Below are 26,583 nucleotides of genomic sequence, written 5' to 3' on the forward strand. Positions count from 1 at the left end.
ATTTTTTGTCCGTCAGCTTTTGCTTTTGATAGTTTTGCCTGTCGCAAAGAGCAATTTGTCAATATGGTAGGAGTAGTCAATTTCGCTTCGTAACTCAGTTGTTAGGTTGTCTGAGGTCAACCATTTTTTATATTCGTTAATGATTACTTTATGTTTTTTATTTAAAGTTTCAATTTTTCTTAAATCTTTGATTTGGCTATTGTCGGTTTCATTGTACACTGCAAATGCTCGAATCACGTGCTGGTCAATAATCGGTTGTCCAGATATTTTTGTCAGATATTTTCCAAATTGGTAAAAAACTAATGCATCATCTTGTTCAGAATCTTTATTCTCACTGTCTGTAACGCCCTTGATTATGTGTTTAATTTTCTTTAAATCGCCATTTTTCCAAGCAATTGCGTAAAGAAGTTTTGTTAATGGGTCGGTCAATTTTGATGTTATAGTTGACGAAAAATTTAAGTTCTTGTCAATAAAATTTTGTTCAAGTAAAGTTTTAATTTCTTCGCCAGTTATTTTAAATTCAATTTTAGGATACTCATCAACTTTCATCCTATTTTTATCTGGAATTTTCAGTCTGTCTGCGATATTCTCAACCTCCAAGATTGTCCTCGATTGTCTAATCAAGTCAAAGGTATTATTGGTAAGTTTTATTGCGTCTTGGTCTGTCATAATATTGCTACCAATGATAGTATTGGCGAAGTAGTTTGCAACGCAGTTTATTGCGCCAATACATGTTAGGCGAAGCGTATTTACGCAATAAATTAGGTACTTTTTTTAAGAGTTTCGCCTAACTCCCAAATATACGAAAGTCTTGCAGTGCTTCTTGTATTTGTTATGATATTTTCAAGAATATATTACATTTTGGTGTTGTGCTTCGTGTATTATTGTTGATTTATGCCATGGTGAAATTGTATCTTTTTGTATTGTTAATACTCACCGCCAGGCTGGCCGCCTGCCACGAATGCTTAGTTATTGTACGTTGTTTTAGGGTTGCCTGAAGAAGTTTATTTTGTTGTCAATTGCCTGTAGGATGTCCTGCGGTTGCGGAAACGTAAGGTGAATATATTTTTTTAGGCGTTCGGTGTCTCTACCAAATCTATCATACGCAGCCTCATTGATGAATTGAATTAGGTATTTTCTGTCTGTGAGGTTTACAAACGGCTCGATAGCTATAGCGAAAATGTACTGTATAACCTTAATAAACTTTTCTTCAGTCAGTCCGTACACATTATAGTTTCGATTTTTGATATAGCGGGCACCTTTGAAATCCTCAATTCTCTCGTCGGCAATCGTCCCATCCAATAATTCTACGGTGACAGTTCCATCTGGCTTTTCTGGTTGCGTTTTGTACGTGAAATCTATAGAGCCTAAGAGAAACCCTTTTGCATCGTATTCTTCATCTTTGTCCTGCTGGGCAAGTTTGTTTGAATAAACATCGGGATTGATTTCCAAATTCACATAAGACCCAGGCCTATTTGAACCGCTTGAGAAGAAGTTCACTTTCAATGTCAGGTCACCTTGTTTGATTTCAAGTTTAGGTTTGCTTCGGGAATATTTGAAGCCGTAATGCGTAAAGAATTTTCCTATCTCATCGCAAATTGCCATGAATATTTCTCTACATGGCGTAAATTCATTGTAGTTCGTCAATTTACTGTCAGGTGGAAACTTCCAATCCAGTTGCCAAATGTCTTTCCTAAGCTTTTCAAAATGTTCCATAAATAACGTACGGATTAGGGATTGGCGTTGTAGGGGAAGTCAGGGAACGTCAGCTCAACCTTGTACTAAAGATAAATTGAAATACAATACTTGAACCTTTATTCTTCAGCCCCCTATAACGCCAAACCCCTGTAAGCGGTAGTTTTATGTCCAAAACGCTTTGGAATAAAAAGTCCCGTCCTTATGTTTTTCGAAATGTACTTCGTAAGATTTACCAAGTGTTATCCCATAGAATATGTCAATTTCTGTGTTGTTGCAAACTGAAAGTATTTTATTCTCTATCTCTCTGTCAATGCGTGAGCCGATATAAACAGACTTGATATATTTCCTATCTATTGGAATAAACTCCGTGTCTTTGTCGCTTAGGAAAACAATTCGATGTTCTCTTTCGTATTTCCATTCCGATTGTTTGTTAAACATAATTTTTTCAACTTTTGAATTAACATCTTCAAGTCCTTTAATTGTTGGTGGCTCGTCAGAATAATTTACTTTCCAAAAAACAACATAGCCTTTTAATGTTTTTAGGTATTCAAACAGTTCAGGTTTGTATTCTACACAAATACCTTTGTTATTATTAGTGTAATGGGACCACATTAAGTTGTTCTTATTGTTTTCCGTAAATGAACATAGGGCAATTGTTTGTGCTACGGCATTTCGTTGTTGTTGTTCTGCGTACCAAGTATAACCGTCGTGTTCTAAGGCGTGTTTCTGCCAACTTTTAAAATCTTCGGCGGAACTGCCTGGATTATTCTTATAGTACTGTTCTTCGTGTCCCTCTGCTAACGGGTCTAAGTCTAAATTAAACTTAAGTTCATAAGGGTCGTTAAGGTTAAAGGCAGATGATAGCTTTATTGTCGCTTGTTCGCCAATAAGTTTGTCAATAATGTCTTCTGATGGTATTGTATAAAATTTAAACATCGTTTGGTGTCTGTAAAAATTACCGCTTACGTCAGGGGCTTTGCGTTCGGGCGGGATTTCGAAGCACAAAGTTTCAGTTTATTCCTAAAGTTTATTAGAAGCACAAAGCTCCAAGTTTGCACGTCACCCCGCCTGACGCAAAACCCGTGTTAGCACTCGTTGTTCTTTCTTCAGTCATCTTCTCGTCCTATTTGTATCCTGTTTTATGTGTGTTGTCAAGTTTGTTATGAATAATTGTCGCCACGACTAAAACTTCTGTCATTTGTGATAATTGTGTGTCTTCTAATATTTTCGGATTATGTGCTTTCGGGTTTCTATACATACTAAAAAAACCTTTGCAAAAATTTCCAAATCCTTTGTGTTCACTTTCGTCACTTGGTGTTTGTAATGTATTGAACGCAAGCATTGGTTTCTTATCTTTTCCAAGTCCAAAACAGTCGTCAACAAGGTCTGCTCCATCAGAAGTATAGTTACTTAGTTGTCTTAGTCGTTCAGCGACACTCTTTGTTATTTCAAGGATTGCGTGGAAATAATTTTCTTTTAACCATTCTTCTTCGCAATAGGGTAGAATTTCTCTGTGAACACCAATACCGTGAACTTTTTCTTTAATTTTCAATGACCGCCTTTTCGCTTCAGAAATTGTCTTTGCCTTGTCAACTTTTTTAGCCTGTCCTGTTTTGTCAATTTCAATTCCTTCGTAAGCCAGTTTCTCGTTTATTGTTGTCCTGTCTTTTTCAAAAACCGCTTCATCACTATATCTTTTTGGATTTAATAGTCTAACTACAAATGCTAAAACATTATTTCCACATCTGTCTTGTTGCTGTCTTTCCTTCAAGGCGTAAAACAGTCTGTCAGTTTTGTTTGTCCCAAGTTGGGATTCTTTAATTCCTGCTCCCGATAAATGTTCCGATATTTTTGTATGAGTCAACATTCCCGAGATTATGTCGGAAAGATTTCTCAATGTTATATCGTCAAAAGAATTAGTCATTCGTTTTTTCTTATGCTGTGTCACTTTACAATGAGTGCCAACTCCCAAATATACGAAAGTTTTGCAGTACTTATTGCATTTATTATTATTTTTTCAAGAATACATTGTACTTTTAGTGTTTTACTGTGTGTATTATTGTTGATTTATGCCATGGTGAAATTGTATCTTTTTGTATTGTTAATACTCACCGCCAGGCTGGCCGCCTGCCACGAATGCTTAGTTATTGATGGCGGGCATTTTGCTACTTTGCTTTGTCCACACTTATTACGATTCGTTTATACACAGTCAAAGCTGGAATGGCATTGTCGGTAATTTCTAAAATAACGTGTATTGTCTTGTCGGAAGCATCAGGAGGTACAAGTACTTTACATTTAGAGGCAGAACTCTTTTCTATCGTTACTGCACCTTTATAAGTACTTGGTTCATAATAAACAGACCATTTATAATCCAATTGATTTCCATCAGGGTCTTTTGATTCAGAGGCATCAAATGTCAAGGCATTTCCAGCTTTAACTCTTTTATATAAACATTTTAAGGAGCTATCACCATCTACAACAGCTACTGGATGATGATTTATCGCAGAATAATCGTCCGTAGTAGCCCATAACATACGAGCTGCAAAATTATTGAAGATATGTTGTTTCCATTTGTTTATGGCCGCAATACCCTCTTTTGAACTACCATACATATAATAAGGGTCATATTGGGTCTCATCTTTACCGCTTTTGACAATGAAGTCCATGCCACGTATTCCACTTACTTTATCCGTGGAGAACCGCCCGCCCCACCCTCCATAATCGATGTGTTCTGGTACGTTTAAACCATTGGCGTAAAGATAGAGAAAAGCAGGAGTGTCGCCTTCTGTTGCCCAAACCCTATTAGGGTAATGACTACCTAAAGGCAGGCGGTTCTGCACGTTGTTCTTTGTCCAATTGTCAGACGGCGCCCATCCATAAATTTCTCTGTTGCGTATATAAACAATGTCAGGAAAGTTTTTCGCAATCCAGGCGCCAGCATCATCCTGCCCAAGCACGTCATAGATTCGTATTTTCTTTACGAATGCATTGACTGCTTTTTTGTTTCGTGTGTTCTTAACTTTCCAGAGGGCTTGTGCCAACGTATTCATGCCTCCCCATCCAGCAATCCATACTGGGCGGTTATCTCCTTTCTTATCTATGACCGATATAATCAATTCTGACCCTGGAGAGTCTTTGCCCGCTCCTACGCCTGACATATTGGATTTTGGTTGCCCTTGCCTGGTGATTGACTTTAAATAATCTGCCTCTGGATAACCTAAAGCGTGCTTTTTAAGGCGGGGAAGTACTTCTTGATACCAATTAATAACCTCGATTATTTTAGTGGTTTTGTCAGGGTCGTCCATCCAAACCTGCGTACTTACAAGCCCCTCGATGTCTATGCTATTGGAACAAACCAAAAGGTGAATCATAGATTGGGTATCATCGGGGTCTGTGCCACCAAGGTCGGTAGTGACAATGAGCCTTTGCTTGTCACCCTGGTCAACTTGCGCTGAAGAATATTCTACGAACAATAAAAATGTAAGAAGAAGAATGTATTTCACTTGATGAGTTCTATAAATTTTATTTACTCGCTTTCCGCTGTTGCCCCAACGAATATCTTGCACACACTGTCCACCTGCACTGAATCCTGATAGCTATCGGGACACAAAGCTTCAAATTTGCACATGACCGTCGCCCCAAGTATTAACTTCAATTCAAAAACCTGCCCTCAACGTAGCTGCAACTTCAACGATAACTCCATAACAAAAGAAAAAGGTTTGGTGAGCACTCGCCGCTAGGCTAGCCGCCCGCCCGAGTTTCGTTCAACAGCGCCTTCATGGCTTGGCCTACGGCCACCACGAATGCTTAGTTATTGGCGGCAGTGGTTTTTCGTCCTACAATTTTGCTTGGTCGATTGCTTTGTATAGTTTCCAATCACCGTCAATTTTTTTCCAAATGTTAATGTACTTTGCTGAATTTTTAGCACCTGATTTTGATGTTGATGTGAAAGTGCCTACTTCATCTGCAACATTTTCTGATAGTAATTCTACTGATGTTGATTTGCTTGCTATGTCAATACCTGTTAAAGCAACTTTTTCATAAAATGGTTTTAGTGCAGTTATTCCAACTATTTCCGTTCCGTTTTGTAGAAATAGAATTGCATCTTTTGAGTGCATCTCTAAAACATAATTTGGGTCGCCAATATTTAATGTTGTTCGTACTTTCTCATATTTCTTAATGATAATTTGTTTTATATTGTCATTTGAGTTGCAAGATGATAATGAAATAATCAAACACACAACTGGAAAAAAAGTTTTCATAGTCTCTAAAAAATTAATTAAATAAACTTCTATATTGAATTGGTGTCAAATTAGTTTTACTTTTGAATAGTTTGCTAAATGATTGTGGATATTCAAAACCTAATTGATATGCAATTTCACTAATTGTCAAATTTGAGGTTGTCAAAATTTCTTTTGCTTTTTCAATGAGTTTATTGTGTATGTGTTGTTGGGTGTTTTGCCCTGTCAAACTTCGCAACATATCACTTAAATAAGAAGATGAAACATTGAGTTTCGTTGCTAATTTTTCTACTGTTGGCAATTCCAAGTTTGAATTTTCAGTAAAATATTTGTCTAAAATATTTTCAAAGTTTGTGAGCAAATCGTTTGTAGCCATTTTTCTTGTAATGAATTGTCTGTTATAAAAACGATTACAATAACTCAACAATAATTCAAGGTTTGAAACAATTACATCTTGACTGAAATTATCTAATCTTGAATTGAGTTCGTTTTGAATATTTTGAACAATTGCTTCAATAGTTTTTTCTTCTTCCACTGAAAGATGCAATGCTTCATTTATAGAATAGGAAAAAAAGCTATAGTTTTTAATTACTTTTCCTAATGGGTATTGTCTGATTAAATCTGAATGAAATAACAAACTCCAGCCGTCTGCGTTTCTATCTTCTTCGTTATCTATACTAATTATTTGATTTGGTGCTATAAATGACATAGTACCATCGTCAAAATCATAATGATTTTTACCGTATTTCAATTTGCCTTTAAAACTTCTTTTAATTGAAATATTGTAAAAATATAAAAGTAATTTTTGATTAGTTTGTTGCTTTTTATTTTGAGTTTGTGAATGGTCAATAATTGTTAGCAAAGGATTTAATGGACTTGGTAAACCCATAAAAGAATGTAACTCTTTAATGGAATTTATTTTTTTGATATTTTGCTCTATATGTTTCATATTCAAAATATGTAGGCAATATTTTATATTGCCTACTTGTGTTTTAAAATTTAAGCATTTAAAAAATCAACTCCTGCACTTCTGTCAGCAGTCATTACCTCTAAAACAATACCTGGATACTCTGCTGGCAATTTGCTTACTTCATCTAATTGTTTTAATTCGTCTGCTGTATATGTAACATCTACAGATTTTAAGTTGTCTTGTAGCTGATTTATTTTAGTAGCACCAATGATAATACTACTTACAACTGGCTGATGTAATAACCAAGCTAATGCTAATTGAGCAATTGAAACTTGTTTTTGTTGTGCCATTGGTGTAAGCACATCTAAAACATCATAAGCTCTTTCTTCGTGAAAGGGTGGAAAAGGGAAGTTGTTTAATCTGCCTTCTTCCTTTTGTCCATCTCTTTTGTATTTGCCTGTGAGTAAGCCACCACTTAGTGGGCTCCAAACTACTAAACCTACTTTTTGGTCTTGTAACATTGGTACAATTTCTCGTTCTGGGTCTCTAACATCTAATGAGTAATTTGCTTGTAAAGAAGCAAACCTGTCTAAATGGTTGTATTGGGAATAAGCCAAGCCCTTCATTAATTGCCAAGCCGAAATGTTACTTGCCCCAAAATACCTGATTTTACCACTTCTTACTAAATCGTCTAATGTTTTGATGGTTTCTTCAATAGGTGTTAATGGGTCTGCTGTGTGAATTTGGTACAAGTCAATATAGTCTGTACCAAGTCTTTTTAAACTTCCTTCAACTTGTTGAATAATGTGTTTTTTTGAAAGCCCCAAATCATTCTGGCTTTTACCCATTGTACCCCTTACTTTGGTTGCTAAAACCAAGTCGTCTCTGTTGATAGAAAGGTTTTTGATAGCTTGTCCTATCATAACCTCTGAAAGTCCTTCTGAATAGATGTTTGCAGTGTCTATAAAATTCACCCCTGCATCTGTCACAGTTTTAATTTGTTCATCAACTGCTTTTTGGTCAAGGTTGCCCATATATCCAAAAAAACCTTTTCCACCATAGTTCATTGTCCCCAAACAGAGAGTTGATACTTTCAAACCTGTGTTTCCTAAAATTTTGTACTTCATCATTTTGAATTTAATTGTGAAGTGCAAAAGTCAGAAGTTTTAAAAGGCTGTTTGTATCCTAAATGCAGTTGTTTGTGTTCAAAATGAGGTTTGATGTTGAGGGCTGTCGTACCATTACTGCCAACGTTTTCGGGCTTTGCGTTCGGGCGGGTTTCGGGGCACAAAACTGTCAACCAGCACTGAACTTGAATAGAAGCACAAAGCACCAAGTATGAACTTCACCCCGCCTGACGCAAAACCCGTGTTGGCGGTTCGTTGTTCTTTTGTCACTTTGTTTTCACGTCTTTAAGAGTTAATGCAATTTGTCCGTCACCAACTCTCAAAACGTCATAATATGGTTCAGGTGGCTCTGGGTCATAGTAGTCATCAGGTGGTCCATAAAAACTGTCGTCATAAACCCTTTCTATTCTGTCACGAAAATCTGTTGTTAGTGATTTTACTTTTTCGTCCTTGAAAAGCACTTTCGCAAAAATCTCATATTCACTCGCCTTTTCCAATGATAAAAATTCTTCAAAGTGTCTATACTCAATGAAAATATGCTTGAAGTTCTTAAACTCAAAAGTGGGATAAATAACTTCTATTTGATTTACGATTGTCTTTCCAAACTCAAAGTTGAAGTTCTTACAGATGGCTTTTGAAACAGGTTTTGGCTGTCCAATAAATTTCACTTTCAACTTAATTTCTCTCCCTGAATAAATTGCTGGCACTAAGAAGAATAAGTCAAGTATTTTTTTTGTATTCTCATACTCGTCTTCAATTACAGTGTCCTTTTTGGGTGTTAAGTATTCTGTGAACTGTCTTTGTAATTTAGATATAAGGTCTTGAGCATTTGAAAAAGTGTCTATTGTATGCCGTTCTTTAAGAATTGCTTTGAAGTTATTTAGTTTATGGATTTTGTCAAATTGAATTAGACTTGGTTTTACTGAAGAATTGTCTTCGTCAATTATATAAATGAGAATTTCTTTGTTTTGGTCAATGGCTTTTTCGTATTCTAATTGTGAATAAGATTTCCCTGAATTTGGCTCTTCACTTCCATATCGCATTCCGATTATTCCAACGTAAATATCAGACTGTTCAACTTCTGTTAGACAAGTCTCCAAAGGATTTGATTTTCTTGCTCCAAATTGTTCCATTCCTTTAACCGCAACATCAAACTTTTCAAGGGTGTCCCAAACCTTTTTTCTTTCTTCCTTTAAGTCAAGGTATGTTGATGATATGAAAACTGTTTTTCTCATTTCTTCTTAATTTGTCAATTCAAGAGTGTCGTCCTTACAATGACCGCCAACGGTTTGGGGCTTGCCGAAGGTGGGGGATTAGAAGCACGAAGTTTCAATTTAGCACTACTGCTTATTAGAAGCACAAATGTTGAATGAAGCACTTCAGCCCCACTTTTGGCAAACCCTTGTTGGTGGCAGTTTTTTTATGCCTGATTTTCAATTTTCGCTACATAATGTCCACTGCATGTATCAATTATACTTGGGTTTGAAAGAATTTGAATCCTATAAAAAAAGCCAAATACTGAATTGCCCGAACACACTCCTGCAAGTGTTTGAGCCCATCTTCCGTAAAGTCTATCACCGCTCCAATAAATTTCGTCATAGAAAGAGTAATTCGTAAAAGCAATTCTTTCACCATATATTTCGGTTTGAATATTTGGAATTTTCATAATTTCATCATTCATTTCCTTTGTAGGAATTTGAAGCGTCATTATTAAAGTTTCTACTTTTTGAATTTCATTAAATTTAGCTTCCCACTCATGAATTGCTTGTAAATTAGCTTCTGAATCATTTGAAGAGTTTACTGATATATTTCTTGAAATACCGTTAGCGAATTCACACAGATAGGTGTATTTGTAGATATTTTCTCCATCTATTGGTTGTTTAGATACAAGCTTAACCTTTTCAGAGCTTTTTAATAGGTAAAGTCGCCATGTTCCTTGGAAACATTGATAATAATGTCCATCATCAAATTTGACAATTGAACCTTCACTGTAATTTTGATTTTTGTAAGTACACATTTTTTTATAAATTTAGTTTTGCCTACTTTGTAATTACGGTTTTCGGCTTGTCCGTTTTTAAATGTCAAATTTATGTTAGATTTAGGTTTTGTCAAATGGCACTTTTGTGTAGTGTCGGTTTTTCAAAATTGCCACCAACTCCCAAATATACGAAAGTTTTGCAGTACTTATTGTATTTATTGTTATTTTTTCAAGAATACATTGTATTTTTAGTGTCGTACTTTGAGTATTGTTATTGGTTTTTTCTAAGGTGAAATTGTGCTTTTGATGTCGTACTTTTTGCATTGTTAATACACCTAAAGCGACAAATCAAATATAAAAAATGTTTCCCAAAAGCTCAATTATTCCTCCTTTTTGAAGTTTTAAAGAATCAAGCGGACTCTTGATATTGTCAAGAGTCCGCTTGATCATGTGGGTATAGCGTAGGAGTGTTTTGATGTCGCCTATGACCGAGGAGCTTACTATCTGTGCCTACTTCGTGCAAATGAGTGGCATAGCAATGGCTTAGGCTATGCAAGGTCTGTCGATGGTACGAGATAAATTGAAGAAGCATTTACCCCAAACTCTCTCTTGAAAGCTGTTGAAAAATGCGATAAGTTTTCAAAACCAACCTCTAAATAAACGTCCGAAGGCTTTTTACTCTTTTGTGAAATTAGAAAGTATGCCATTTCCAACCTGCGTTTTTGCAGCCACCTTTCGGGTGTAGCATTGAATGTCTTCGTAAAATCTCGCTTGAATGAAGAAATACTGCGACCTGTGAGTTGAGCGAATTGGGTAATAGGAACATTGTATGAGAAATACCTGTTCATATATGCTTCTAAATCAATTTTATGGGGTTCGCTAAAATCAAACAAAAAGCTTTTCAGGGCTGGTTTTTGAAGCAGTATTTCAATTATTTCGTTCGTTTTTATTTGCGCTAAAGTTGGCGTTAATTTTTCGGGTTGAGAAAAATACGGCATAAGCGAATTGAAATAGGCTTTCATAAACTCATCATTTTCTATGGTAATATTCGGCTCACCCAAATAGATTCCGTCTGCTTTGACGTCATATTGATCACCAAATTTTTTTAATGTTTGGTAATCAATACAAATGCTGATGGACTTAAACGGTTTTTCCCCATCGGCTTTTTTTACAGTTTTTACCAATTGATTTTTGCGCACTAAACCCAATGTTCCTGGCGGATGAGAAATGACTCCTTCGGGTGAAAATACTTCTGAAAAGCCCGATACAATAAAGACCAGCCAATGCTCGGATACGAAAGGGTCATGCGAAAATTCTCCTGTGGGTGAGGAGAATAATACGATATTCTGTTTCGTTAAGTTTCGCATTGAATTAGCCTTTAAATTGATTCATAATTATTTTATCCAACATCTTATCAGAAACGATTTTTCGAGCAGCTAAAATTTGTTTTGCATTAGAACCGCCCGAATACCGTGTTTTCGGATTTTTAGCTTCAATGCTTTCCCTTATTAGTTTGGCGATTATAAGTGGTTCGGGAAAAGTATCGTTTGCGTTTAATTTTTCTAAACGCTCGGCCATTTCTTTGTAAATAGTGTTGGCTGAAGTACGTTTCAATGTTTGGTTTGCCACGTCTGCCCATTCCGACTTTATTCCGCCTGGTTCAATCACAATTACATCAATTCCGAACGACTTTACTTCCAACCGTAAACTATCGCTTAGTGCTTCCATTGCAAACTTGCTTGCGTGATACCAGCCTGCCATCGGAAATGCGATTTTTCCACCAATGGAAGAAATATTGATTACTTTTCCGTACTTGTTTTGTCGCATTTTAGGTAGCACCAATTGTGTTAAACGCATTGCGCCAAAGACATTTACCTCTAATTGGTAACGTGCATCTTCCATTGATACGTCTTCGATGGCACCTGACGAACCAAAACCTGCATTGTTTATCAAAATGTCGATGCTTCCTGATTCTTTGGAAATTTGCTCAACACAGGCTATAATGCTTTCATCTTTTGTAACGTCCAACGAAATTGGCTTAATTCCGTAAATTTTTAAGTCTTGCATTTTTTCTGTTCTGCGGGCAGCACCATACACATTGTAGCCATTTTGTGCCAAATAGATTGCGGTTGCTTTACTAATTCCTGCCGAAGCTCCTGTTACTAATACTGTCTTTGTCATGATTTTTTGTTTTTAAATGATGACACAAAATTAGGCAAGTGCAATGGGGGAGAGGTTTTCCGAAAAGTCCAAATTTGTTTGGTGAGAAGTTCAATTGTTTGGGAATGGGCCTATCGTTTTCGATAGCGCAATCATTTCGCTTGTGCTGACTATTCCAAGGCTTCGAGCCTAGTTTGGAATAGAAAGGCTAGAAGCCTGTAAATAAGGGTAGGAAGCGGGGACGCTCGCACCATCAAAAGCTCGCCCCGACATCCAGTCGGGGCGAAAATGGCTTTGCGTCTCCGACGCCAAATGGTAGAATAGACTTAAAACTGAATAGGTAGCTCAATCACGGTCGTGTCCCAGCCCATGCGCAGGGTAGCCTCTGTTCCTTTAGGAAACTGAATGGAAAAGTTTTCGATGACCGTTTCCGATTTTTTCGGACTCACCGTAAAGCGTGCCACGTCGTTGGCTTCTTTGTACTGATATGCTCCCCAGTAGTCGAGGTCTTTGTTTAAAATAATAACCCATTCATTTTCATTCGGAATGGTAAAAAGAGCATACGTTCCTGCTTTGATTTTCTTACCTTGAATCGTCGCATCTTGGTAAAACTTAATCTCGGTGTTTTCGTTGGCACCCGTACGCCATACTTTGCCGTAAGGGATTAGTTTACCAAAAACCTCACGACCATTTTTCGCAGGACGACTGTAAAGAACACGGACGAGGGCTTTTTCGTCACCTTTGCGGTCGTGGGCAAAGTTGTCAGGGAAATAAGCCGCATCCATCGGACTTTTATCGACATTGCGAAACCCTTGGGCCGATACTTCAAGGACTGACAAAAGCACGAGGGCTAGGATAAGAAAGCTATTTTTCATAATTGTGAATTGGTTACAAGTATATTGGTTATTGGTGAACTGGTTATTGGTGAACTGGTTATTGACCCACCTATCTCATACTCGGACGTGGTAAAACGGGGAGGCTTTCGTGGCCATCTTCGCCAACGGCCTGTACCGCAAAGAAATAATTGTCTTTAGAATAAGGCAACGTGAGGCCGTTTTTCTCCGTAAAAAACTTCTTTTGCCAAAAAGGCCAATGCGTTTCACGCATCAACACGTAGTAACCTTTGATTTTGCCAGCTTTGGGAGCTTGCCAAAACAGCGAAGTGCTGTTGGTAAGATTACGGGCTTCAAGGGTTACGTTTTGCGGCATCGATGGGGCTTTGGCAAGGTTGGACAACGTAGCAAGGTTGACCGCAGTGTTTTTGCGCAAGTACTCAAAATCCATGTGCTTGGCATAATCGCCGTACTCAACGCCCTTCTCAGTGCGGAGGTCTTGGTGTTGGTTATTGAAATCTTCATTCATTTCGGTCAGGCGAACCGCCGCAAAATCGCGGTTGACAAACGGAGTATGGTCGCCACCGCGCAGGTAGCGGTCGTTGCGATAAATAAGCCGAACTTCGAGGTTATCAACGTAACGTTCTCCAATTTCCTTGACGTACCGAGCCAACGTGCGCGATTTTCCGTCGTTTTCAGTACCGTACTGACGAATGCCGTTGGCACGCTTGTCGGTGTCAAACGCAGGTAGTCCTTCGCTGAACACCCGCAGTTTGGTGTTGTCAATTAGGCGGGTGTCGGGACTATGATTCGAGCCCATAATGTCGTTGTTGAGGAGCGCTTCCAAGTTCCATTTTTCGTTGGCGGCTTTTTCGGCCAAATGGTTGGCACCGTATAAACCTTGTTCCTCACCACTCACGACCACAAAAATAATGGTCGCAGGAAAGGATGCTTTGCTCATCACCCGTGCCAACTCAATTACCGCCGCAGTTCCACTGCCGTCGTCGTTGGCACCTGGCGCGTCGGCTTCGCGGTTGTTGACGTCGGTGACGCGGCTGTCGATGTGCCCACTGACCATAAAAATACGGTCATCGTTGGGGTCGGTGCCTTTGAGGGTTGCCATCACGTTCCCAATTTCATGGGCTTTGTCCACGCGTCTGCCGTCAGGTTCTAGCATCCAAGTGTCAATTAGGGCCGTCATACGTCCACCCGATTGTTTGGCATACTCGTTAAATTTGCTCAATACCCATCGGCGAGCCGCGCCAATGCCCCGTTTGGGGTCGGTGACGGTGCTGAGGGTATGGCGGGTGCCAAAACTGACCAGTTTGTCAACGTGGCTCCGCAAGCTGTCAGACGAAATCTCGGCGACGAGTGTTGCAATTGCGGGGTCGCGGTTAATCACTTGCTGGGCATTGGCAAGGGAGGAACACAACAATGCGCCCAAAAGTAAGGTAGTGGTTTTTCTCATGCGTATAGGTTTTAGCTAATAAACTTACGGCAGCGACGAAAAGTTGATGGCGGGTGGCGACTTTGCGGCATTTCTTTGAAATGTGCCGTCGAGTGGGACAAAATCGTTGAAAAAGCCGCAGTTTTTTAGAAAAAACGAGCCTTTAGATAACCCGCCAGCGTAATCTTTTCGGTAGTTTTTGCGGGCCGTGGCGTCGCCCGTAAATTTCGCTTCGGTTAGCTCTACCCACTGATTATGAGTCGTCCACACCCATTGATTCCCATACAAAGCCATGCGGGATTGGTTGCCCGTGTCGGGGGTGAAATTTTCCAAAAACGAGTAAAGCGACTTGAGGTAGGTGTTGGTTTTGGGGCGTTTAAAACTGGCAATGAGTCGCCATTGATTTTCTTCAGGGGCAAAAAAGTAGGCAGTATAAATGGTGTAATTGTCGGTAGTAGGTTTGCCTTGCAACAAAAAACGGTAGGTATTATCCGCTTTCCACGCGTACTTGAGGTAGCTTTGCCCACCCGAGCCTTCGTTTCCAAATTCGCCCGTGTAAACATCTGCTCCTTTTTTGAGCATCAAAATTTTTTGGTCGTCGGGAATGGCGTTAGGGTTATCGGTCGCAAAAGGACTCCAAACCGAAAACAGCACCCTACGCTCCGTCGGGGAGTTGACCTGCATTCCAAAATACCCTTCGCCAAAACCATTGGCCATGTAATACGACCCTATCACGTCTTCTTTTTCAGGAACGGTGAGTTCGCTATAAAACCACTCAATGTTTTGGTTGGCAGGAAGCGTATATCGCAGGTGAACCGACGGGCCTCGACGTCCCCAATAAAAGTAATTATCGGTATTGTTTTTGACAAAAACAGGGTCACTTCCAAGGGCACTGCCACTGAGGGTAAGTTGCTGTAAATCACCGAAGGTGTTGCCACTTCGGCGAACGCCTTGCGCGTCGATAGCGATGTAGCCCGCCTGCGGGATTTCCCATTCGCCGATGGTGTATTCTTGCGTCGTAGTAGGGGCTATTTTGACCTGAAAAGGTTTTCCCAAAACCGTAAACTGAACTTCACTTTCACCTGTCCCGCCTTTCAGGGTGGCCGAGAGTTTGAGTTTCCCCGCCTGACTTACCCGAACGTAGGTGCGACAAATCGTGGAGGGTTGGCTCCATTGAACCAGTCCATCGTTGGTGATTTTCTCATTTTTATCGGTAGAATGCAGCAGCCACGCATTGCCACCCACGGGCACAGTTTGCGGAGGTGTCTCGTGAAACGGAACAGGAACTTGAGAAGTCGCAGTACAAGCCGATAGACAGCTGAAAATAGCCCAAATGAGCAAATTAAAACGGCAAAATTGACGCATAGAAATGAGGAAAAGATAGTGGTTTCGGTTGTTGGAACAAAACTACGGGAAAAAACGTGGAAATAGCTATCTATAACTTTTAGTAATAATTGATGCGTTTTTATGATTGGCGCGCTATGGTAAAACGTTCTACTTTTGCTGTTGTAAATCTGTCTATCCGTGTTCCAACGTCATCATTAAGACAGATTTTAAAATAAAGACACAAACTATTAAAATTACTAATGGTTATGATAACGACAGATCTTTGTATTGTAGGAGCTGGGCCTGTGGGGCTGTTTAGCGTTTTTGAAGCGGGACTTCTAAAAATGCGTTGTCATTTGATTGATGCCTTACCACAAGTAGGAGGGCAGTTGTCAGAAATTTACCCTCAAAAACCCATTTACGATATTCCAGGCTACCCCACCATCAAGGCGCAAGAGTTGGTAGATAATCTGATGGCGCAAATTGCTCCCTTCAAACCAACCTTTACGCTGGGGGAGCGCGTGGAAAAAGTAGAACGACAGCCCGATGGTTCGTTGATCGTGCGAACGTCTGACGATACCGAGGTGCATTGCCAAGTGATGGTCATTGCGGGGGGGTTAGGGTGTTTTGAACCACGCAAGCCCGAAATTCCTGACTTGGAACGGTTTGAAGGAAAAGGGGTTGCGTACATGGTCAAAAACCCAGAGAAATTTAGGGACAAAAACGTGGTGATTGCAGGCGGTGGCGACTCTGCCCTCGACTGGACGGCCTACTTGGCCGACGTGGCCAAAAACGTCACTTTGATTCACCGCAGTGATTCGTTTCGTGGCGCACCCGATTCGGCCGATAAAGTGTTTGAGTTGGCCCAGCACGGTCGTATCAATCTGCTGTTGCAGTCAAATGTGGTCGGCTTAAACGGTAATGGTCATTTGAAAGAGGTAGTTGTGGCGGCCAAAGACAAAAGTACCACCCAACTGTCGTCCGACTTTTTTATTCCGTTGTTTGGTTTGAGCCCCAAACTCGGCCCCATCGCCGATTGGGGGCTAAACATCAGTAAATCAGCCATTGAAGTAAATACGTTCGATTATTCGACCAACGTCGAACGCATCTATGCCATTGGTGACATTAACACGTACCCTGGCAAACTCAAACTGATTTTAACGGGCTTCCACGAGGCGGCGATGATGTGCCAAAGCGCGTTCAAATACGTGTATCCCAATCAGCACCTCAGTTTTAAATATACGACGGTAAACGGGGTCAATGCTTTTTAAGGGCGTCGGAGACGCGAAACCGAAGTGTTCCCAAATCAAAGTTTGGGAACAGCATGAAACACAATTAACGGTTAACAGATAACCATTAACGTAGCAAACAATATGATACAATTCACCATAGAAGACCGCAAAGGCGAACGCCAAGACCTAGAGATTCCCGAGGGAATAGGGCTTAATTTGATGGAAGTGTTAAAAGCTTCTGAGTATTCGATTTTGGCTACGTGTGGAGGAATGGCACTTTGCGCTACCTGCCACGTAGGGGTATTGGACGGAGGAGAAAACTTGCCGTCGGTAAGCGACGCCGAATTGGATATTTTGGACACCTTGCCCTCGGCTACTTCATGCAGCCGACTCGCCTGCCAACTACGCGTGGACGAAACCCTGCAAGGAACAACGTTTAAAATATTGGGGGAGGAAGAATAAGCCTCCCCAATGTCTCACTACTTTATTGGCAGCCTTTTATTTCGGCCAGAAACGTACTGGTTTTTTCGGCGGAAAAGCCAGGGAGCAAGGTGATGGAATTGCCAGCTTCAAAGCTGACATGAGCGCTAGGCGTAAAATTGACATTGCCCACTTTTTTGTCGGAAGTAAGGGTAGTTAATGCCTTAAACCGCTCCTTCTCGGTGACTACATTGTAGCCAACGGCGAGGGCATTATTTGCGACCTTCACCGTAACGGTTTCCGTACCACCCGTGCTGCAATTGGCTGAATAGGAAGTAGTAAGCGCAGGACTGACAGTGATTGAAGCCCCCGTTTGCGGACTTTCTCCACCCCGCCAAGTGATGGTACCTGTGCATCCACTCGCTGTGAGGGTGATGGAAGTTCCTGGACAAATAGCGGGCTGCTCGGGGCTAATGGTAATGACCGCTGGGATAGTGCAGTTTTTAGAATCCCCCGAAATGCTCCAGCCCTTTCCCCCCGAGGCGACGGGTGTAGTAAGGAGCGTGCGGGCTGTTTCTGCATTGCAGTACTTAAGATTTGAAGCGCCCATATCTCTACCCGTTACCGAGCCTGCCGCAAAAGCCGTGAGCGTAGCATCGTAGTTAGCTACACTCATGCCGCAGTTATCCAAAAAGCCAGTGAGGTTCACATTAGCATTAAGTTGACTACCCCAAGCAGCCAAACTTTGATTAAAGGTACTACAACCTGCAAACATATTGAACATATAGGAGACATTTTCAATATTAAAATTGCTCACCGATTGATTAAAGGCGCTACAACCACTAAACATAGCATACATACTAGTAACTTTTTCAGTATTAAAATTGCTCACCGACTGGTTAAAGGTGTTACAACCATAAAACATTAAACTCATATCGGTCACCTTTTCAGTATTAAAATTTCTCACCGATTGGTTAAATGTACGGCAGTCCCTAAACATTTCATACATATTAGTCACATTTTTAGTATTAAAATTGCTCACCAATTGATTAAAGTTACTACAACCAGAAAATATAGACCTCATATTAGTTACATTTTTAGTGTCAAAATTGCTCACCGATTGATTAAAGACATTACAACCTTGAAACATAGCATACATATTAATAACTTTTTCAGTATTAAAATTGCTTACTGATTGATTAAAGGAGCTGCAACCAACAAACATAAAACTCATCTTAGTAACAGCGGCAGTATTAAAACTGCTGACCGATTGGTTAAAAACTGTACAACCAGAAAACATACCGTACATATTAGTAACGGCTGCGGTATTAAAATTGCTTACCGATTGATTAAAGGCACGACAGCCAGAAAACATTCCCTCCATATTAGTAACGGCTGCGGTATTGAAATGACTTACCGATTGGTTAAAGACATAACAATCGCTAAACATATAACCCATATTGGTAACGGCTGTAAAGTTGGGTACATCAGTGGCTGTAAGTGCCATGTTCGAGCAACCGTAAAATGCCTTCTGCATACTGCTCCAAGCTACTGTACCCCATTGCTTTATTTCGATGAGGCGTTGGCGGCTTGTACCGTAATTGATATTGATTCTTTGGAAATTAACGGGGTCAATGCTTAGGTCGATGATGGCATTGGCAGGTAAATTTGTGATGGTGAGTGTACTTCCGCTAAATGTACCGCTGCCAGAGGCGGTGCTACCCACCTGCTGCCAAGTGTAACTTACGGTACCAGCGGTGGCTACGCCAAATGTCAAAGTAGTGGCGGCGCCACCTGGTTTTGATAAATCCCAACGGGTGATGAAGGGGCTACTTTGGGCTTGGGCAGAGTGCAGGAGAGTAGCCCAAGCAAATGAAAAAATAGTCAGGAATTGAAGTAGAATTTTCTGCATAATAAATAGTAATCGCTCAAGAAAATAATTGCAAAAGTGTAAAAATGTATGTTCTGGATAGGTATGCTTCAGAGCCTGAGTCTATGAATGAGTTAATTAATTATCAAAGAAAAGAAAAGTTAGGGTAAGTAAAACATTGTATCCCTAAAAAAATGGCTATTCATTTATTTGTTTTCTTTGAGTATATTTTTATTATTTAGTGCATGGATTTGTTGAGTAAGATGCTGATTTGTAGTGGTGTAGCAAAGCTTTTGAGAAATTTAAAGTAGCCTCGATAGAGGCGCAACGTTTTTAGTTTTGGGGGAGAAATCAGGAGAAGGATAAAAACAATGGGGCTGGTTGCTTACAACCAGCCCCACGGCAAAACGGTTAACATTAACGAATAACGGCTAACAAAATTATTGCCCTGCGTTAAATTGAAGCCATTCTACGCCAAACAAACCATTGCCTTCAGGCACCGATTTGGTGGTCGTGAAAACCAAATACAAGTTATGTACTTTGTTGTCGGGTTTGCGGAGCGATAACGTAACAGCCCCCATTTGGCTGTTTGATACTTCGGTCTGGCCAATCAAAGCACCCGTTGGACTATCCAAACGTACTTCGATCGTACCGCCTACGGTGCGGTCGGGGCTGGCATAAACCATGCACGACAAACTGCTCACACCTGTTAAGTCCACGTCTTTGTAGAGTGCGTAGCTACCATTTTTCACAGGGGCCAGCACTTCCGATTTTGTTGGAAGCTCAACCGTCGTGGCGTCTTTGGCTTCATCGTTCCAAGTTGCTTTCAATTTGGCAGGACGCAAAGCTACTGTGCTGGTAGAAGTTTGCGGGCCAACGACAGGATTACCCTTGTCGGTGTAACTAGCTCGGAAAATGTACGACCCTTCTTTTTGCTTCGAAGCCGTTACGTACTCACCTTTCACAGGTTTTTTGTCGGGGCCTTTTTCGTTGCCCAACGACATGATATACTTCACGATTTCTTTGGCTTCTTCTTTCTTGATTTGTGGGTGAGCGCTCATGGCTTGTTCGCCCCATACGCCGCCGCCACCGTTGATGATTTTATCGGCCAAACGGCTTTCAATGTCGCGCTGTCCTTTGTATTTCTTCGCCACGTCACGATACGCAGGCCCGATTGATTTTTTTACTACATCGTGGCACGCTTTACAATCCGACAAATCCATCAAGCGTTTGCCCGTCGCTACGCCTAAGTTGGCTTGGTGGCCTTGCGCTAAGATCGTTTTATCAAAACCTTCCAAGTAATCTACCGTTACGGTTACGTCTTCAGGGTTGATTTTTTGGTTGGCCAAACTTCCATCTTCTTTGTCCGAAACTTTCACTTCGTACGCTACGGGTTTATTTTCCCAGTAAAACGATTTGTTACCTGCCAAAGCTACTTCTATTTTTGGTGGCTCATTTCCTACTTTTACCTCCACATTGCTGCTACTTACGTTGCCTTTGCTATCGGTTACTTTGAGGGTAGCGGTGTAAATGCCAGGTTTTGTGTACGTAAATGTTGGGTTAGCTACTGAACTCTTGGGTAAACCTTTGCCAAATGTCCATTCGTACTTGAGTGGGTCACCGTCGTAATCAATAGTACCCTTTGAAGAAAATTCAGCTTTCATAGGTGCAGCTCCTGCTTTTTTCTGCACACTCGCTACGGCCAATGGCTTGCGATTGCCAGCGTTGTACGTGATGCGCGATAGGCGAGAGTCATCGTTTTGGGCAAACCAAGTGTTTCCGTATTCGAGCACATAAAGCGACCCATCCACAGCAAACTGCATATCAATGGGGTGGCTAAATTTAGTGCTTGGCATAAACTCTTCCATTTTCACAAAGTCACCGTCTTTGGTCATGGTCACGGGGTGAATCCAGTCGCGAATCCATTCGTAGGCAAACAGCTTACCGTCGTAATGGCGAGGGAATTTTACGTCGGTTTCTGGATAATCGTCGTAGTAGTAAACAGGCCCTGCCATGGCATTACGACCGCCTTTACCCACGATTGGTCCAAACTCAGGGGAATCGGCGTAAGGATAAAAAATGAACGCTTTTTGCGCAGGGGGTAATTCGGTGATACCTGTGTTGTGCGGAGAGTCGTTGATGGGCTTGAGCGGGTCAAAACGTTCGCCTGATACCTTCGTGCCCATGTCATAACGATTGTAAGGGCGGTTATCACCAATAAACAATGGATAGCCAAAATACCCCGCTTTACGGGCTTGGTTTACTTCATCATAACCTCTTGACCCACGCGTTGGGCTGTCGTTGCCTGCGTCAGGGCCTACATCACCCCAGTACAAATAGTTGGTACGCTGGTCCACCGAAATACGGTACGGGTTACGTGTTCCCATGGTATAAATCTCTGGACGGGTTTTCGCCGTACCTGCGGGGAATAAGTTACCCGCTGGAATGTCATACCCACCTTCAGGACGAGGCTTGATGCGAAGTACTTTACCTCGGAGGTCGTTGGTGTTGGAAGACGTCGAGCGACCATCCCAATTGGCACGACCAGGGCGCCCGTCGAGCGCGCCGTAGCCATCATTTCCGAAAGGGTTGATGTCGTCGCCTGTGGAGAGGTACAAATTTCCTTGTTTGTCCCATGCAATCGACCCGCCCGTATGGCAGCAGTCGGTGCGTTTTACTGGAACACGCAAAAGTACCTGCTCAGTACTAGGAAGCAGGGTGTCTTTTTCGGTGTCATATTTCATTCGTACCAATCGCTGTGAAGTGTCAGCTTCGGTCGATACGGGAGAGTAGTACAAATACACCCATTTGTTTTCTTTAAAGTTGGGGTCAACGTTAATGCCCATCAAGCCGTATTCTTGTAGAATGTACACGGGTAGATTGGCTACTACTTTGTACGAGTTCGGTTTTTTGGGGTTGAACAATTTTACTTTCCCTTTACGCTCGGTTAAGAGTACGCGCTGGTCTTCCAGTACCACAAGCTCGGTGGGTTCGTCGAGCTTTTCAAGTAGAATGTTTTTGGTAAAACGATTTTCCTCGGGCAGGGTGGACGTTTGTCCCACGGCAGAGGTTGTCACCGCTGCTACCAACAAGCAAGTTGATAGCACCAAGGATGACTGTGACCCAAAAAATAGCTTCATAATGTAGTTTAAAATGAAAATTTGTATTGTGTTACCTTATAAAGTACGCCTATTGAATAAACTAATTTGCTGACTTACAAGTTTTACAAATTATTAAGAAATTGTATATAGTACGATGTAGGAAGTAAAATGAACTATCGAAAAAAATAATTCGTTCTTTTCTTGCACAGTTCATACAATTTAACCGATATTTGTCACGTTTTTTTCAAAAACAAAATCACAAAAGTGGCCAAAACGCTCTCACATACTCGCTGCGCACACACTACGCCATTTACTTGTAGGTCCGAAAGGACACAATAATCTCCGTTTGCCTATGTGGTAAACATACTTCGCATCTTTTCCCCAAATCATCAATTTTCAACACCAAAGCGGATTATTTGTCTCCGCAGAGGATTTAATCCTGACTAAACGACAATGTCAAACATCGAAATCGTATCTGACCAATACATTGTAGAAACAGCCGAAGAAAAACATTTTGACCTCGCCGAAACCATCTGCAAAGAGATGGAAGAAAGCGCCAAACAACGCGGAACAGGGATTGCCAAACGCTCTCCAGTTTACATCCGCGAGAAAATGGCCGAGGGTAAGGCAATCATCGCCACTACGCTTTTGGGTGAGTGGGTAGGTTTTTGCTACATCGAAACCTGGGAACATGGCAAATTTGTGGCTAACTCGGGGCTTATCGTTCATCCTGACCACCGTAAAAGTGGTATTGCAAAGGCGATTAAGCGCAAAGCATTTGAACTGTCGCGGGTGAAATATCCAGACGCCAAAATCATTGGTATCACTACGAGCCTTGCTGTGATGAAAATCAACTCGGATTTGGGCTATGAGCCTGTGACTTTCAGCGAGCTGCCTGCCGATGACGCGTTCTGGAAAGGCTGTTCTAGCTGTGTCAACTACGACGTACTCACGCGTACCAATCGTAAAAACTGCTTGTGTACAGGGATGATGTACGACCCGCAAGTTGTACATAAAAGTGGTAAAAAAGCACCTTGGAATTTCTTGAAAGAGTCAAAATTGTACGAACGTTGGATGCGCCTCAAACAACGCGTGTTGCTACAACGCGAAATCAGAGAGGCAAAAGCACGTCATCGTCAACAAGAATTAGAAGTGGCGTAGGTTAAGCCTACCTTGCATACTAACCCGCTGGCGTTAAGGTCAGCGGGTTTATTTTTTTAGTAACCTTCCTTAGATTATCTTAACTTTGCGGCAACTAATTGTATTTACCACCGATGTCAGAAAAAAAGAAAGTTGTTTTAGCATTTAGTGGAGGTCTTGATACCTCGTTTTGTGTCAAATATTTGTCAGAAGACAAAGGCTACGAAGTTCACTCGGTATTGGTCGATACTGGAGGTTTTTCGGATGAAGAACTGAAAGCCATCGAAGCTCGTGCGTATTCGTTGGGTGTAAAGTCGCACGCGACTATCTCAAAAACAGCGGCTTACTACGATGAGTGTATCAAATACTTGATTTTTGGAAATATTCTGAAAAATAACACGTACCCACTTTCGGTGAGTGCCGAGCGTATTTTTCAGGCCATTGCAGCAGCTGAGTTTGCCAAGGAAATTGGCGCAGCAGCCATTGCCCACGGAAGTACAGGCGCAGGAAACGACCAAGTGCGTTTCGACATGGCGTTCCGCATCATCATGCCTGAAGCCGAAATCATCACTCCGATTCGCGACATGCGCCTTTCACGCGAAGCCGAAATCGAATACTTAAAGTCAAAAGGAGTTGATCAAGAATGGCATAAAGCAGCGTATTCTATCAATAAGGGTTTGTGGGGAACATCGGTAGGTGGAAAAGAAACCTTGACTTCAAATAACTACTTGCCAGAAAGCGCGTTCCCAACGCAAGTAAGCAAAACCGAGGCTGAACGTGTTACGTTGGGCTTTGAAAAAGGAGAACTTTGCTCGCTCAACGGCGAAGCAATGAGCGCGGTAGAAGTGATTCAAAAATTGACCGAAATCGCAGCGCCTTTCGGTATCGGACGTGACATCCACGTAGGTGACACCATCATTGGTATCAAAGGACGCGTTGGTTTTGAAGCAGCGGCGCCGTTGGTGATTATCAAAGCGCACCACACGTTGGAAAAACACGTACTGAGCGAGCAACAACTATATTGGAAAGAACAATTGGCCAACTGGTACGGAAGCCTGTTGCACAAAGGCCAATTTATGGAGCCTGTAATGCGCAACATCGAGACATTTTTGGCCGATACCCAAGCGCATGTTTCGGGATTGGTACACGTTCATTTGGCACCGTACCGTTTCCACGTTGAAGGCATTGAATCAAAATACGATTTGATGTCGTCGGTGTTTGGTAGCTACGGCGAAATGAACAACGCTTGGACAGGAGACGACGTTCGTGGTTTTGCCAAAGTAGCCTCTAACCAAGTGATGATTTATCAGAAAATTAGTGAGTTGAATCAGTAATTCGTTAGGTGTGAAAAGTAATCTGTTATTAGTTACCCCCTTAAAGGGGTTTCTAGTAACAGATAACCAATAACGGATAACGAGAATCTCAAGTGTCGCATGAGAAAAGCTTTACCCTTTATAATCGCGTTTTTGTTGGTAGTGTTAGAGAGTAGGGCTCAAAACGAAGGGTGGGCTATCTGTAATAGCGGTGCTAATTTGTACTTCAAAATAGTAGGTAGTGGCAATCCTGTCCTCGTCGTTAGCGACGTGGGAAATTCGTCGAGCTACTTAAAAGAGCTCGTCCAAAAGCTATCGGAAACCAACCGTGTTGTCTTCTACGACCCGCGCGCAACGGGCAAAAGTCGTTTTCCCTACATCAGTGACTCAACGGTTAATTTCAACAAAGCAGTGGCCGATATTGAAGCCCTCCGAATGGTGTTGCGTATCCCGAAATGGTCGGTGATAGCGCACGGTTTTGGGGCTAAAATTGCCTGTGCGTATGCGTCGCAAGCGGGTTCGCATTTGGGACAGCTTATTCTTGTGAATCCCGTGTCGATGACGACCTTACCCAATAGCTCAGATGTGTATTTTGATACGCACGAGGACTATGGTTTTTCAGGAATGCTGTCGCAAGAAGTCATTAATCGCCGATTTGAAAAACTACAACAGCACCTTCAGGCAATTGCTCCCGATTCAGTAGCACGCGCCAAAGCCATCATGGGTTTTCAGGCTGCCACTTACGTACACGATACCCTTCATGAGCCCATAGCGGCAGGGTTTTTGTACGAAAAAATTCAGAATATCGACATAAAGAGCAGGGTAAGTAGTAAATTTGTTCCTAATCCGTTTGATTGTGTTACGAGTATTCGCCAACGCGGAATCCCCGTCATGGTGGTATTATCGCGACAACGATTCAATCTCAGCGGATTGGCAAATTACTGGAAAAAAGCACTGCCTACGGCATCCATTGCGGTGATTGACCGAGCGCATCATTTCCCTTGGTTGGATAATCCTGCGGTGTTTTACGCAAAAGTAAATTCGTTCTTACAATCATTTATCCCCGAAACGAATGTCATCGTCGCCCAAAAAAAAGTTAGTCGTCCTGTCAGGCGCGGGTATCAGCGCCGAAAGCGGTATTAAAACCTTTCGCGATTCGGATGGATTGTGGGAGGGCTATAGCATTGAGGACGTAGCCACGCCCGAGGGCTGGCGCAAAAACCCGCAGTTAGTACTTGATTTTTATAACGAACGCCGCAAGCAGGCACTTTCTGTCGAGCCTAACGCTGCTCATTTGATTTTGGCGGAGTTAGAGCAACACTTTGACGTTCAGATTATTACCCAAAACGTCGATAATTTGCACGAAAAAGCAGGTTCTACCAAAGTATTGCATTTACACGGAGAACTGTTCCAGTCGCGCAGTACCAAAAATCCCCGTTTGGTGTATGACATGAAGGGGTGGGAATTGAATTTAGGTGACAAATGCGAACTTGGCAGCCAACTACGCCCCAACATTGTGTGGTTTCACGAAGAAGTACCGATGATGGAACCCGCTGTTGAACTGACTGAGCAAGCCGATATTTTTGTGGTAGTTGGGACGTCGTTGGTGGTGTATCCTGCGGCGGGCTTGGTGTACTACGTTCGTCCCCGTGTGCCGATTTTTGTGGTTGACCCCAAAACGCCAGAGCTGGCTGGGAGCTCCAAGTACGTCACGTTTATTCCCGAAAAAGCAACGGTGGGTATGGAGTTGTTGAAGGAGATGTTGCTGAAAGAGTTTTTGTGAAAAG

At 41.6% G+C, this 26,583-nt stretch carries 24 protein-coding genes; 6 read left to right on the top strand and 18 right to left on the bottom strand.

Going from position 1 to position 26,583, the window contains the following annotated elements:
- Positions 1-12 precede the first annotated feature (12 nt).
- The 16 genes from AC23P2_RS13920 to AC23P2_RS13995 all read right to left on the bottom strand — a co-directional run bounded on the left by AC23P2_RS13920 (position 13) and on the right by AC23P2_RS13995 (position 15,759).
- Positions 13-669 (bottom strand): hypothetical protein, encoded by a 657-nt coding sequence (locus tag AC23P2_RS13920; protein ID WP_487773768.1) that lies wholly within the window; start codon positions 667-669, stop codon positions 13-15.
- 315 nt (positions 670-984) lie between these two features.
- Positions 985-1,716 (bottom strand): hypothetical protein, encoded by a 732-nt coding sequence (locus AC23P2_RS13925; protein ID WP_487773769.1) that lies wholly within the window; start codon positions 1,714-1,716, stop codon positions 985-987.
- A 144-nt stretch (positions 1,717-1,860) separates the two neighbouring features.
- Entirely contained in the window at positions 1,861-2,634 is a 774-nt protein-coding gene (locus AC23P2_RS13930) for a DUF2971 domain-containing protein (protein WP_487773770.1), read from the bottom strand.
- A 187-nt stretch (positions 2,635-2,821) separates the two neighbouring features.
- Entirely contained in the window at positions 2,822-3,622 is an 801-nt protein-coding gene (locus AC23P2_RS13935; protein ID WP_487773771.1) for a TIGR02391 family protein, read from the bottom strand.
- A 241-nt stretch (positions 3,623-3,863) separates the two neighbouring features.
- Positions 3,864-5,201 (bottom strand): nucleoside hydrolase-like domain-containing protein, encoded by a 1,338-nt coding sequence (locus AC23P2_RS13940; RefSeq protein ID WP_487773772.1) that lies wholly within the window; start codon positions 5,199-5,201, stop codon positions 3,864-3,866.
- 333 nt (positions 5,202-5,534) lie between these two features.
- Positions 5,535-5,960 (bottom strand): nuclear transport factor 2 family protein, encoded by a 426-nt coding sequence (locus AC23P2_RS13945; RefSeq protein WP_487773773.1) that lies wholly within the window; start codon positions 5,958-5,960, stop codon positions 5,535-5,537.
- Positions 5,961-5,973: 13 nt separating this feature from the next.
- On the bottom strand, positions 5,974-6,888 hold the full coding sequence (locus AC23P2_RS13950) for a helix-turn-helix domain-containing protein (RefSeq protein WP_487773774.1): 915 nt from the start codon (positions 6,886-6,888) through the stop codon (positions 5,974-5,976).
- Between the two features lie 50 nt (positions 6,889-6,938).
- Entirely contained in the window at positions 6,939-7,979 is a 1,041-nt protein-coding gene (locus AC23P2_RS13955) for an aldo/keto reductase (protein WP_487773775.1), read from the bottom strand.
- Between the two features lie 111 nt (positions 7,980-8,090).
- Positions 8,091-8,246, bottom strand: coding sequence for a hypothetical protein (locus tag AC23P2_RS13960; RefSeq protein ID WP_487773776.1), 156 nt, complete (start codon positions 8,244-8,246; stop codon positions 8,091-8,093).
- Positions 8,243-9,211 carry a DUF4062 domain-containing protein gene (locus AC23P2_RS13965; RefSeq protein WP_487773777.1) on the bottom strand — a complete coding sequence of 323 codons (969 nt, stop codon included), beginning with the start codon at positions 9,209-9,211 and terminating at the stop codon, positions 8,243-8,245. The genes AC23P2_RS13960 and AC23P2_RS13965 overlap by 4 nt, the downstream gene beginning before the upstream one ends.
- Positions 9,212-9,396: 185 nt before the next feature.
- Entirely contained in the window at positions 9,397-9,993 is a 597-nt protein-coding gene (locus AC23P2_RS13970; RefSeq protein ID WP_487773778.1) for a DUF1496 domain-containing protein, read from the bottom strand.
- 509 nt (positions 9,994-10,502) lie between these two features.
- A complete protein-coding gene (locus AC23P2_RS13975) occupies positions 10,503-11,321 on the bottom strand; it encodes a helix-turn-helix domain-containing protein (protein ID WP_487773779.1) in 819 nt (272 codons plus the stop codon).
- Positions 11,322-11,325: 4 nt separating this feature from the next.
- The gene (locus AC23P2_RS13980; protein ID WP_487773780.1) at positions 11,326-12,135 is read right to left on the bottom strand and encodes an oxidoreductase; all 810 of its coding nucleotides are present in this window, start codon (positions 12,133-12,135) and stop codon (positions 11,326-11,328) included.
- Positions 12,136-12,440: 305 nt separating this feature from the next.
- Complete coding sequence (locus tag AC23P2_RS13985) at positions 12,441-12,989, bottom strand: DUF2911 domain-containing protein (RefSeq protein ID WP_487773781.1); 549 nt, start codon at positions 12,987-12,989, stop codon at positions 12,441-12,443.
- 70 nt (positions 12,990-13,059) lie between these two features.
- Entirely contained in the window at positions 13,060-14,415 is a 1,356-nt protein-coding gene (locus AC23P2_RS13990) for a M28 family metallopeptidase (RefSeq protein WP_487773782.1), read from the bottom strand.
- A gap of 24 nt (positions 14,416-14,439) precedes the next feature.
- Positions 14,440-15,759, bottom strand: coding sequence for a DUF3472 domain-containing protein (locus tag AC23P2_RS13995; protein WP_487773783.1), 1,320 nt, complete (start codon positions 15,757-15,759; stop codon positions 14,440-14,442).
- A gap of 227 nt (positions 15,760-15,986) precedes the next feature.
- Here AC23P2_RS13995 and AC23P2_RS14000 point away from each other — a divergent pair, with 227 nt between their 5' ends.
- A complete protein-coding gene (locus AC23P2_RS14000; RefSeq protein ID WP_487773784.1) occupies positions 15,987-16,991 on the top strand; it encodes an NAD(P)/FAD-dependent oxidoreductase in 1,005 nt (334 codons plus the stop codon).
- Between the two features lie 102 nt (positions 16,992-17,093).
- Positions 17,094-17,414, top strand: coding sequence for a 2Fe-2S iron-sulfur cluster-binding protein (locus AC23P2_RS14005; RefSeq protein WP_028527043.1), 321 nt, complete (start codon positions 17,094-17,096; stop codon positions 17,412-17,414).
- Between the two features lie 22 nt (positions 17,415-17,436).
- Here the strand turns inward: AC23P2_RS14005 and AC23P2_RS14010 are convergent, their stop codons facing one another.
- Positions 17,437-19,284: a BspA family leucine-rich repeat surface protein gene (locus AC23P2_RS14010; protein WP_487773785.1), complete on the bottom strand. Its 1,848-nt coding sequence runs from the start codon at positions 19,282-19,284 to the stop codon at positions 17,437-17,439.
- A gap of 398 nt (positions 19,285-19,682) precedes the next feature.
- Positions 19,683-22,382: a PQQ-dependent sugar dehydrogenase gene (locus AC23P2_RS14015; RefSeq protein WP_487773786.1), complete on the bottom strand. Its 2,700-nt coding sequence runs from the start codon at positions 22,380-22,382 to the stop codon at positions 19,683-19,685.
- 414 nt (positions 22,383-22,796) lie between these two features.
- Here AC23P2_RS14015 and AC23P2_RS14020 point away from each other — a divergent pair, with 414 nt between their 5' ends.
- The 4 genes from AC23P2_RS14020 to AC23P2_RS14035 all read left to right on the top strand — a co-directional run bounded on the left by AC23P2_RS14020 (position 22,797) and on the right by AC23P2_RS14035 (position 26,579).
- Positions 22,797-23,504 carry a GNAT family N-acetyltransferase gene (locus AC23P2_RS14020; RefSeq protein ID WP_487773787.1) on the top strand — a complete coding sequence of 236 codons (708 nt, stop codon included), beginning with the start codon at positions 22,797-22,799 and terminating at the stop codon, positions 23,502-23,504.
- Positions 23,505-23,617: 113 nt separating this feature from the next.
- On the top strand, positions 23,618-24,817 hold the full coding sequence (gene argG / locus AC23P2_RS14025) for an argininosuccinate synthase (protein WP_487773788.1): 1,200 nt from the start codon (positions 23,618-23,620) through the stop codon (positions 24,815-24,817).
- Positions 24,818-24,916: 99 nt separating this feature from the next.
- The gene (locus tag AC23P2_RS14030) at positions 24,917-25,939 is read left to right on the top strand and encodes an alpha/beta fold hydrolase (protein WP_487773789.1); all 1,023 of its coding nucleotides are present in this window, start codon (positions 24,917-24,919) and stop codon (positions 25,937-25,939) included.
- Positions 25,869-26,579: an SIR2 family NAD-dependent protein deacylase gene (locus AC23P2_RS14035; RefSeq protein WP_487773790.1), complete on the top strand. Its 711-nt coding sequence runs from the start codon at positions 25,869-25,871 to the stop codon at positions 26,577-26,579. Before AC23P2_RS14030 ends, AC23P2_RS14035 begins: the two co-directional genes overlap by 71 nt.
- Positions 26,580-26,583 lie beyond the last annotated feature (4 nt).

The sequence above is a fragment of the Runella sp. R0.1_18 genome (assembly GCF_057652155.1).